Below are 10,338 nucleotides of genomic sequence, written 5' to 3'. Positions count from 1 at the left end.
GGGCGCGCATCAGCAGCACGAAGCCCTGCGCCTCCGCCACCCCGTACCGGTCGGCGGCCGTGCCCGCCGCGTCGAGGTCGGCCAGCGCGGTCTCCGCGAGCTGTACCTGCCCGCCAACCATCTCGGCGACGAGGGCGCCGCCGTCCTTGCCGCGGTCGCCGGCGACCCCGGTCGTCCGGTCCGCCTCGGCCTGGGCGGTAACGGCATCGGGCCCGTCGGCACACAGGCACTCGCGGGGACCCTCGGCGGCATCGAGGTGCTCGACCTGGGCCGTCCGCCGTCCGAGCGGAGCCTCGGCGCACCCGCCAACACGATCGGTGACACAGGTGTTCACGCCCTGGCCGCGGCCCTGCCCGGCAGCCCGCTGCGTCGCCTGGAACTGCGGCACACCGGCCTGACCGGACGAGGCGCCAAGGCCCTCCTGTCCGTGGTAGAGGAGCGGTCCTGCCTGGAATATGTGGGGCTGGGGCCGGGTCTGCCGCGCAAGGTGAAGCGATCCTTCGCTCGCTGCCTGAGGCCTGCGTCCGCCGCGGACCCCGATCTGCGCATGATAGGGAGCGTCTACCGGTGACCCCGCGGCCGGTCCCCGCGGCCTTCCCCCGGGACGAGCAGTCGTCCTGGCGGCGCATCCGGCGCCATGCCGTGCCCCGGTGGATGATCGAGCAGTCGGAGCAGCATCGCCGCGCCGGTGACTGGGCCGGAGCTTGTGCCGGCTGCCTGGTGGACGTCACCTTCACCCTGGACGACATCTCCCGCACGCACGGCCGTCAGGTCGCCGCCCGGCTCGAGGAGGACCTGCGGCACCTGGTGCCCGACCTGGTCCGCTGGCATCTGCCCCGGGCACTGGGTGGGCGGACCACGCTGGCCACGGCGCGGACCGTCGTCCTGGCCGGTTACGGCGCCGCCGACGCGCAGTTGCACCTGACCACGCCCGCGATGACCAAGGGGCCTCAGCGGGTGTCGCTCCGATTCGGGAAGCCCGGCCTCCAGACCGGGGCGTACCGTTCGGCCCCCGGGATCGAGGACTGGACCGTGGCCCGCCACCTGTGGGACGCCCGGTACGCACACGAGCTCCGGGAGCGCTGTGGCGGCGGTCCGGACCGCGCACCTTTCTTCCGTCCCGACGGCACCCTGCGCGATCCGGCCGAGCTGCCGGTCGAGGATCCCGGTCCCGACGACACCGCCGCCCGTACCGAATGGATCACGCTGCTCCGCGAACGGGGCAGTGTCGAGACCGGGTTCGCCGCCGCAGGCATCGGGCTGGACCTGACCCCCGTCAAGATCAACTCGTGGCAGGAGCGGGAACCGCTTCCCATCGTGGAGCGGCTAGCACTCGACCTGGCCGGCATCGACCGTGAACTCCGGCGCATCACGGCCCGCACCGGTGAGGAACGGTGGCTCGTGTCCGGCGACTGGATCAGCGTCGTACTCCTTGAGCGCATGTGCCCCGGAGGTGACTTGACAGCCCGGGTGGTGGGCCGCGCGGAAACCGAGGGAACGCGCGCCTTGGCCCAGGGCGTCTGGCGACGGCTGCCCGATCTCGACCTGCTGCGCGTCGGGGGAGTGGAGCCCTGTCACCTGCACCCCTTGGTCGCCTCATCCCTGTTCCCCCAACTCCCCGTCGCCGAAGGCCCGGTCGGTCCGCCCGGGCCCGACGCCCCACAGTCCGTACGCGTACGCTGCCGGGGCGCCGCCTGGCATCAACTGACCCTGCGCGAGGGGCGGCTGGACATGCCGCACACCGAGGAGGAGCAGCGTCGGGAGCAGGCGATGCGGGCCTTCGGCGGCGCGGTCACCGGCTGTTTCGCGGTTCAGCAGGCGTGGCGGTCGGGCGAGGGTCGGCTGCCCAAGGCGCTGCGGGTCCAGCGGCAGGAACTGTTCCTGTGCGTGGAGCACGGCGACACCCCGAGAGTCCTGACCCTGCTGGACGCGGGCATGGATCCGCAGGTCCGCGACGCGAGAGGGCGCACGCTGCTGCATGTGCTGCATCTGCTGGACCACGAGGCGTTGCTGCCTCGACTCCTGAAGGCCGGCCTCGACCTGGAGGCGAAGGACAGACAGGGCCGCACGCCCCTGTACTCGGTCGTCCAGGATGGCGGTTCGCGGGCGCTGGTGGAAGCACTGCTCACGGCCGGCGCCCGGATCGACGTCGCCGCCCCGACCGACGCCTACAGCGAGATGGATCTGTCGCTCGCCCAGACGATCCGGCGTTACAAGCGGACCGACCTGGACTTCCTCGCCCAGCGGGTCCGCGCCGAGCACCCGGGGATCGGCAACGAGTGGTGGGACGAGTATCGCGACGAGTACGCGGACGAGGACGAGAGCCCGGAGGACGAGAACCAGTGACGACCAGTCCCCTGGACGCGGCGGACGACCTCAACGCCTGCCTTCGCGCCCGCCGTGGCGAACACTCGGCCAACCCTCAGCTGGAGGCGCTTTCCCTGGCGGTGACGGCCAATCAGCCGGTGCTGCTGTGGGGCGAGCCTGGTATCGGGAAGTCGGCCGGCATCGAGCAACTCGCCGCCGGGCTCGGGTGCCCGCTGGAGACCGTCATCGCCAGCGTCCATGAGCCGTCCGACTTCGCCGGTCTGCCGATCGTGGGCGACGACCCGGCCACCACCGGTGTGCCGATGGCCCCGCCGGACTGGGCGGTACGACTCCGCCGCACCAGACATGGCCTGCTCTTCTTCGACGAACTGTCCTCCGCCCCGCCTGCCGTGCAGGCCGCCCTGCTGCGCGTGGTCCTCGAACGCCGCGTCGGCAGCCTCGTCCTGCCCGAGCCGGTCAGGATCGTCGCCGCGGCCAATCCGCCGTCCAGCGCGGCCGACGGCTGGCACCTCAGCCCGCCGCTCGCCAACCGCTTCGTTCACCTCCACTGGACGCACGACCCCCGCACCGTCGCTCGCGGGATGACGGGCACCTGGCCGCAGTTCACGGTGCCGGTCGTCGACCACGCCAAGGTGCCGGGCGCTGTCGCCCGGGCGCGTGGGGCTGTCTCTGGTTTCCTCACCGCACGGCCCGGTCTGGTCCACCATCTGCCGGGCGACGCGGAGTCCCGCGGCCGCGCCTGGCCCTCGCCGCGAACCTGGGAGATGGCGCTGAAGCTGCTCGCAACCGGGTACGCGACGGGAGCCAGCCACGAGGCGGTGGCCGCCGCGCTCACCGGAGCGATCGGGGACGGGGCCGGTATGGAGTTTCTGTCATACCTCGAGAACCTCGACCTGCCGGATCCTGACCGGGTCCTGGCCAACCCTGACGCCTTCGCCCTGCCGGAGCGGGGGGACCGTCAGCTCGCCTTCCTCATCGCGGTGGTCGCCGCCGTCCAGAGCCACCTCACTCGCGAGCGGTGGGAGGCCTGCTGGGCCGTCCTGGCCAAGGCCGTCGACCGAGGGGTGCCCGACGTCGCCGCCCGCGCGGCGGTCGATCTGGCCGCGCTGCGGGACACCGACTGGCGTGTGCCGGACGGCATCGACGCGTTTCTCGACCTGCTGCAGCTGTCCGGCGCGCTGCCCGGCGGCAACTGACCAGGCCGGCGAGGACAGGGCGCATGACGCAGCTTCACGAGGCACCAGGCCGACTCGACATGACCAAGCTGCTCGCCGCCCGCTACCGGGCGGCGACCGACCGGCCGTACCTCGCCTCCGCGCTGTACACCCTTACCATCGTGCCGAGTTCGCAGGTCCCGACCATGGGAGTGGACCGTCACTGGCGCTGTTACGTCTCGCCCGGGTTCGTCGGGACCACGCCGGTCGCCGAACTGGCCGCGGTGTGGATCCACGAGGTGGCACATCTGTTGCGTGACCATCACGGCCGTGCCGGCCGACTGCCCGCGGGCGACCAGCGGGACGCTCGCCGGCTCAACGTCGCACAGGATTGCGAGATCAACGACGACCTGATCGCGGACGGCCTTCCGCTGCCCACCGGCCGGATGGAGCCACGCCTCTTCGGCCTGCCCACCGGCGGCATGTTCGAGGCATACCTCTCCGAAATACCGTACAGCTGCGACGTGTTGCCCGACTGTGGCTCGGGAGCCCATGGCTCTCCGGCACCGTGGGAGCTCGACGGGAGCGACGGTCCCGCGCGGCTCGGACCTGTCGAGGCGGAGGCGTTGCGCCGGATCACCGCCGAGGCGATGTGGGCCCATCAGCGGGCCCGGGGCGCCCTCCCGCGTGGCTGGCAGCGCTGGGCCGACGAGGTTCTGGGGCCCACCGTGGATTGGAGGCAGGTTCTCGCCGGGGCCATCCGCGAGGCGGCGGCCTGGGCAGGCGGGGCCGTCGACTACACCTACCGTCGTCCGTCGCGCCGTACCCCGGCGCTGCGCGGCGTCGTCCTTCCCAGCCTGCGTCGGCCGCTTCCCCGGGTGGCCGTGGTCGTCGACACCTCCGGCTCGATGGGGAAGGAGGAACTCGACTCCGCCCTCGGAGAGATCACTGGCGTGCTGAGCGAGGTCGGGGTGCGCGGCAACCGCGTGACCGTGCTGGCCTGCGATGCCGACGTGCAGGCGGTGTCCCGGGTCACCTCGGTGGATGAGGTCGCGCTGGCCGGCGGGGGCGGCACCGACATGCGCGTGGGCATCGACGCGGCACTGGCACGGCCCGACCGTCCCGGCATCGTGGTCGTGCTCACCGACGGACTGACCCCGTGGCCAGCGGAGCCCGCATCCTGCCGGTTGATCGCCGCACTGATCGGCGAAGGGGCTCACCCTCCACCGCCCTGGGTGGAGACGGTACGGGTCGGCGGCAGCTGAGCGCGGGGAGGCCGCTGCGCCCGCGTGAAACACCGCCGGGCGGAGCACGCGACGTGGCCGGCAATCATGAGTACTACAGCCAGGCACAGGGTCGGTCGACCGGATGACAGAGCTCGGCTGGCACGCCCTGGCGCGGCCGATCGGATCCGGCCTGCCGCAGGAGGTCACCGTTGGCGGACGTCACCGCCCCACTCCGACCAGCGGAGGCACACAAGGCTTGGTCCCGCCGTGCCCTCTCCTATGCCGCACATCGGAGAGGCAGACCACCACAGGATGGGACCCCGTCACCGGACTGGGCACGCCGAACGCGGCGAAGCTCCTGCCCGACCTCGCCAGCGCCGCGCACAGCGGCTGACCTTCCGGGGCAGCACCCCGCCCGGGCAGACTGCATCATCCGCTGAGCGGGGTTCTCACGTCTGGAGCCGTCCCCGAGCAACGACGAGCGTATCGTCAGTGATTAACTCGCCCCTCGGACACTCCTCGCGAGAGCGATCACGGTCGGCGACCCGTCCTACCGCACCATCAAGGGCATCCTCGTCGCGACCGATCCCGAGCCCGAGACCAGCGGAGACGCGGGGGCCGCGGCCTTCCTCCACGACCCGCAAGGGCTGTCCGGCTCCGTGATGCCCCTGGACACGCCGGACGGCGCCCGCGACGACCAGGTCCACGGCGAGGACGAGGTGGCGGCGCGATGAGCGTGATGGACACCGCCCTGCGCGAGTCACTCAAGTCCCTGCGGCTGTCCCGGATACTGGAGACCCTCGACGCCCGCCTAGCCCAGGCCCACGGCGGCGAACTCGGTCACGTGGACTTCCTTCAGGTCCTCTGCCAGGACGAGATCACCCGCCGCGAGACGGTCGTCTTCCAACGCAGGCTGCATCGGGCGAAGTTCGAGCAGCAGGTCACCCTGGAGGAGTTCGATTTCACCGCCTCCTCGAAACTGCCCGCAGCCCAGATCCGCGGCCTCGGCGCCCTGCGCTGGCTCCATGCCGGCGAGTCCGTCATCCTGTGCGGCCCTGTCGGGGTCGGCAAAACCCACATCGCCCAGGCCCTGGGCACCTCGCCGTCCGCCAGGGCGCCCACGTCCGCTTCGCCAAGACCAGCCGGATCCTCGCCGCACTCGCTGGCGGCCACGCGGACCGCACCTGGGAGAAACGGATCCGTGAACTGGTATGGCCCGACGCGCTCATCCTCGATGACTTCGCCATGCGTCAGCTCTCCGCGGCCCATGCCGACGACCTCTACGAACTGGTCAGCGAGCGACAGGGCAGGTCCGTGATTATCACCAGCAACCGGGCACCCAGGTGACTGGTATCCCGTCTTCCCCGCCGCAGTCGTCGCCGAGTCACTCCTCGACCGGCTGATCAACACCAGCCACCAGGTCATCATGAACGGCCCCAGCTACCGCCCCAACAAGCATCCGAAGAACCCCACCGACAAGATCGGCAGGCCCCCAACCAAGTAGGAAAACTGGGGACGCCGTCGGGATACTGCCGTCGTGGCCGTCACCCAGCAACTCGCTCGCGTCCCGGCGGAGTATCTCGCCGCCTGCCGCCAGCCTGCCGAAACATCGACCGACGGGGATCCCCACCGGGATCCGCCGTCGGTGGACGTCCTGGGCCTGGACTGGGCGCCGGCCATGTGGGGACGGGTCTGCGAGCCGGCGGGTCTCGACGGCGTCCACCTGGATGCTCTCCGGCAGGCCACCGATGGCGACTCAGCGATCGATCTCGGCTTCCTCAACACGCACCCGCATGCCATCGGTCCCTTCGGACCGCCTCCCACGGCCCTTTCCGCAGCTCAAGTGGGCCACGTCTCGGAACTGCTCGGTGAAATCGACTTTGCGGCAGTCCTGGCCAGCCTGGCGACCGAAGACACCGAGGCCGCTTCCTTGATCGGTCATGGGGCGATCAAGATCGTCGGTGGCCCGAGGAGTACCTGCTGGGGCACTTCAATGCCCTGCGTGAGTGGCAGGTGCCTTTAGGCGTCCCTGAGAGGTTCGCCACGGAAAATGGCATCCTTCTCGACCATCCATCGTGCTCCCTGCCCTTCTGGGACAACGGTGCCTCTTGCCGCTCGGTGCGGTGAATGGCTCGAAGGCAGCGGCCCGTCGGTACCGGGTGCGGTGGCAGTAGACGTGTGAGCAGAAGAGAGGACGGCCGAAAAACGTTGGCGCGAGGGTGTGGCAAGTGGTCCAGGGCGTAGGTCCCGCGTCGGTACCCTGGAGCGCATGTCTACTGCCCCGGTTCGCGTTCGTTTCGCCCCGTCCCCGACCGGCATGTTCCATGTCGGTGGCGCACGGTCCGCTCTCTACAACTGGGCGGTGGCGCGACAGTCCGGCGGCAGGTTCGTCCTGCGGATCGAGGACACCGATGTGGCCCGGAACAAGCCGGAGTGGACCGAGGGCATCATCAGCGCGCTCGCGGCCATCGGCATCCATGGCGAGGACCCGGCCTTCGAGGGGCCGTACTTCCAGTCGCACAACGCCGACCGGCACCGGGAAGCGGCTCAGCAGCTCTTCGCGGCTGGCCGGGCGTACTACTGCGACTGCACCAGGGAGCAGCTGAAGGAGCGGACGGGGTCGGAGCACCTCGGGTACGACGGGTTCTGCCGGGACCGAGGGCTGGCCTTCGAGGAGGGGCGGGCGCTGCGGTTCCGGACTCCGGACGAGGGTGAGACCGTCGTGGTCGACCTGGTCCGCGGGGAGCCGGCGTTCCCGAACAGCGCGATCGAGGACTTCGTGATCGCCCGTGGCGACGGGTCCCCGGTCTTTCTGATCGCCAACGTCGTGGACGACCTGGACGAGGGAATCACGCAGGTCATCCGCGGCGAGGAGCACCTGTCGAACACGCCGAAACAGCAGCTGCTGTGGGAGGCGCTCGGTGCCAAGCCGCCCGTGTGGGCGCACCTGCCGGTGATCGTGAACGAGAAGCGGCAGAAGCTGTCCAAGCGCCGAGACAAGGTGGCACTGGAGGACTACCTCGCCGAGGGATACCTGCCCGAGGCGATGGTGAACTACCTCATGCTCCTCGGCTGGGGCCCGGGTGAGGACCGGGAGATCAGGCCGTACGAGGAGCTGGAGCAGCTCTTCCGGATCGAGGATGTGAACACCGCGCCGGCCTTCTTCGACGTGAAGAAGCTGACGGCGTTCAACGGCGAGTACATCCGAGCCCTGTCGCCGGAGCAGTTCGCCGCCGCCTGCGCGCCGTGGCTCGTCGCCCCGTACGCGCCGTGGCGGCCGGAGGCGTTCGACAAGGACGTCTTCGAGGCGGCGGCTTCCCTGGCCCAGACCCGGCTGGCGCTGCTTTCCGAGATCACCAGCTATGTGGACTTCCTGTTCCTCGACGAGTCGGTCGAGGACGAGGCGTCGTGGAACAAGGCGATGAAGGCCGGCGCCGGCGACATCCTGTCGGACGCCCGCGCCGAGCTGGCCGGCGTCGCGGACTGGAAGGCGGACGACCTGAAAGCCGTGCTGCTCGCCGTCGGCGAGAAGCACGCGCTGAAGCTGGGCAAGGCCCAGGCGCCCATCCGAGTCGCGGTCACCGGCCGGACGATCGGACTCCCGCTGTTCGAGTCCATGGAGCTGCTCGGCCGGGACCGTGTGCTGGCCCGTCTGGAAGCCGCCAGCAAGAAGCTGGCCGCGCAGGCTTAGCCGCCGCTCAGGCGACCTGCGCCAGGAGGTTGCCCCAGGCGTCGCCGAAGTAGTTCAGGTCGAACCGGGCCAGGGCCTCGTACGCCGCCTTGGCCTCGGTGTGGCGTGTCGCCGAGCGCTGCCTGACCTGTGCCGGGAGGCGGCGGAGGTCCGGTGCCGGCTGGCCAGCCAGCGCGGCGAGGTCGCCCAGGCCGGCCACCGGGCGGATGAGGCAGGGCAGGCCGAGGAGCAAAGCCTCGGCCGCGCAGCGGCTCCAGCCCTCCCGCATCCGGGGGAGGAAGACGCCGACGCCACAGGCGCACAGAAGACGCAGGTACCGCTCCCGCTCGACGTCGTAGTGCGCGCTGTCGAGGCCGATGGTGTTGCTGCCGCTGGACCAAGCCGGCGCCCCCGACGTCGACTCGATCACCGGGATGCCTCCGCCGTCGCCCTGCAGCAGCAGCGCGGAGGGCGCAGCGCCCGCTCGTCGGTGGGCAGCATCACCACGCTCTCGTCCCTGGTGCGCATGCTCTACTCGCGCGCCGGTGATTACCCGGACGATCAGCCGATGCTCTACGCCGAGGACTTCTCGGCCAACACCGTCCAGGGTGCCTGCCCGCAGTGCCACGGCATCGGCCGCGTGTACGAGGTAACCGAGCAGAAGATGGTGCCAAATCCCTCCCTCACGATTCGCCAGCGTGCGATCGCCTCGTGGCCGACGGCCTGGCACGGCCACCAGTTGCGCGACGTCCTCGTCGCGCTCGGCTACGACGTCGACGTCCCATGGAAGGGTCTCAAAGAAGGATCGGGACTGGATCCTATACACCGACGAGACCCCCTCCGTCCCCGTCCACTCCAGGCTCACGCTCTCCGAGGCGCGCACCGCGATCGAGGCGGGCGTCGAGCCGAGCTACCAGGGCACATTCGTTGGTGCGCGCCGCTACGTGCTCGACACCTTCGCCAACACCAAGAGCGCCTCGATGAAGCGCCGCGTCGCCCAGTTTCTCGACGCGGCCCCGTGCCCGTCCTGCCACGGCAAGCGGCTGAAGCCCGAAGCCCTGACCGTTACCTTCGAAGGGCTCGACATCGCCGACTTCTCGGGTCTGCCGCTGCGGGAGCTCGCCTCGCTGCTGGAAGGCCGTCGCGGACGCCTCGCAGCAGGTGAACGCCGCCGGCAGTACAGAGTCCCACGGCGAGGTCCTCGACGCCGACGCGCGCCGTCAGGCCGCTTCGCCGCCGGCGCATCCGCCCACACGGCCGCGCCCGACGTACGCCGCACGCCGAACCGGTCGGTCGAGAAGCTGGCCACGACGGCGCGCCTGGGCGCGGAGCTGATCGACCGCCTGCGCCCCGTCATCGACCTGGGGCTCGACGGCGTCCAGCGGCCGGTTCTGTCAGGCGGCGAGCTCGTCGGCGACCGCATCGGTGACCCTGCTGATCAGATCGGGCGAGACGTCGACTCCGTACATGGCGGCCAGGTGGGAGCGGATGTCCCGCACCGACATGCCACGCGCATACAGCGACAGAATCTGCTCGTTGAAACCCGCCAGCCGCCGCGCGTGCTTGGGCACGAGCTTCGGCTCGAAGGAGCCGTTGCGGTCCCGGCGAACCGCCACGGTAACCGCGCCCGCGTCGGTCAGCACGGTTTTCGGCGAGGTCCTGTTGCGGCTGTTGCCCGAGCCGCGGCCGGCCGGATCACGCTTCTCATAGCTGAGATGCTCGCTCATCTCAGCATCCAGCGCCCGCTCCAGCACGGCCCGGGTGACCTCGGTCAGCAGGCCACCCTGGCGCGGTCGCGCCGAAGGCGGGGTCCCACACCGGGCTCTCGGAGAGGAACCGACCGGGTTTTGGCTCTGCGCCTCGGACCTGCGTTCCGCGTAATTCAGCGTCCTAGAGTCACGAATCTGGGGTCTGACCTGCGCGGACATGGGTGAGGGCGCCTGAGAGGCGTTTCTCTAGG

6 protein-coding genes and 5 pseudogenes are annotated in these 10,338 nt (G+C 70.6%); 9 read left to right on the top strand and 2 right to left on the bottom strand.

All coding sequences use genetic code 11. The features are described 5' to 3' along the window. The 8 genes and pseudogenes from ACWEN3_RS32315 to gltX all read left to right on the top strand — a co-directional run. Positions 1-571, top strand: a pseudogene (locus ACWEN3_RS32315) (hypothetical protein); the annotation flags it as partial. Continuing rightward, positions 568-2,346, top strand: a complete 1,779-nt coding sequence (locus ACWEN3_RS32310) for an ankyrin repeat domain-containing protein (protein WP_452978001.1) — start codon at positions 568-570, stop codon at positions 2,344-2,346. The pseudogene ACWEN3_RS32315 and the gene ACWEN3_RS32310, both read left to right, overlap by 4 nt. Continuing rightward, the gene (locus ACWEN3_RS32305; RefSeq protein WP_452977998.1) at positions 2,343-3,524 is read left to right on the top strand and encodes an AAA family ATPase; all 1,182 of its coding nucleotides are present in this window, start codon (positions 2,343-2,345) and stop codon (positions 3,522-3,524) included. Before ACWEN3_RS32310 ends, ACWEN3_RS32305 begins: the two co-directional genes overlap by 4 nt. A 23-nt stretch (positions 3,525-3,547) precedes the next feature. Then, on the top strand, positions 3,548-4,747 hold the full coding sequence (locus ACWEN3_RS32300) for a vWA domain-containing protein (protein WP_452977996.1): 1,200 nt from the start codon (positions 3,548-3,550) through the stop codon (positions 4,745-4,747). A gap of 482 nt (positions 4,748-5,229) precedes the next feature. Beyond that, a pseudogene (locus tag ACWEN3_RS32295) lies at positions 5,230-5,442 on the top strand (IS21 family transposase); the annotation flags it as partial. Beyond that, positions 5,439-6,212 (top strand): annotated as a pseudogene (gene istB / locus ACWEN3_RS32290) (IS21-like element helper ATPase IstB). The pseudogenes ACWEN3_RS32295 and istB, both read left to right, overlap by 4 nt. A 33-nt stretch (positions 6,213-6,245) precedes the next feature. After that, complete coding sequence (locus ACWEN3_RS32285; RefSeq protein WP_452977993.1) at positions 6,246-6,731, top strand: DUF1877 domain-containing protein; 486 nt, start codon at positions 6,246-6,248, stop codon at positions 6,729-6,731. A gap of 294 nt (positions 6,732-7,025) precedes the next feature. Next, positions 7,026-8,399: a glutamate--tRNA ligase gene (gene gltX, locus ACWEN3_RS32280; RefSeq protein WP_452978003.1), complete on the top strand. Its 1,374-nt coding sequence runs from the start codon at positions 7,026-7,028 to the stop codon at positions 8,397-8,399. Positions 8,400-8,406: 7 nt separating this feature from the next. On the opposite strand, the pseudogene ACWEN3_RS32275 reads toward gltX, so the two are convergent. After that, a pseudogene (locus tag ACWEN3_RS32275) lies at positions 8,407-8,883 on the bottom strand (glycosyltransferase); the annotation flags it as partial. A 21-nt stretch (positions 8,884-8,904) separates the two neighbouring features. On the opposite strand from ACWEN3_RS32275, the gene ACWEN3_RS32270 reads away from it, so the two are divergent. Continuing rightward, positions 8,905-9,543, top strand: coding sequence for a hypothetical protein (locus ACWEN3_RS32270; protein WP_452977990.1), 639 nt, complete (start codon positions 8,905-8,907; stop codon positions 9,541-9,543). 232 nt (positions 9,544-9,775) lie between these two features. Here ACWEN3_RS32270 and ACWEN3_RS32265 read toward each other — a convergent pair. Further along, positions 9,776-10,165, bottom strand: a pseudogene (locus ACWEN3_RS32265) (transposase); the annotation flags it as partial. Between the last annotated feature and the right edge of the window lie 173 nt (positions 10,166-10,338).

It is taken from the genome of Streptomyces sp. NPDC004561 (assembly GCF_053602155.1).
The sequence above is the reverse complement of the archived record's forward strand: the minus strand, read 5'-3'. Positions and strand labels throughout refer to the sequence as shown.

Excerpts from the sequence above, each read along its gene's own strand:
- ACWEN3_RS32270 (WP_452977990.1), top strand. The coding sequence starts at position 8,905 with ATGCTCTACTCGCGCGCCGGTGATTACCCGGACGATCAGCCGATGCTC.
- ACWEN3_RS32300 (WP_452977996.1), top strand. The coding sequence starts at position 3,548 with ATGACGCAGCTTCACGAGGCACCAGGCCGACTCGACATGACCAAGCTG.
- gltX (WP_452978003.1), top strand. The coding sequence starts at position 7,026 with ATGTTCCATGTCGGTGGCGCACGGTCCGCTCTCTACAACTGGGCGGTG.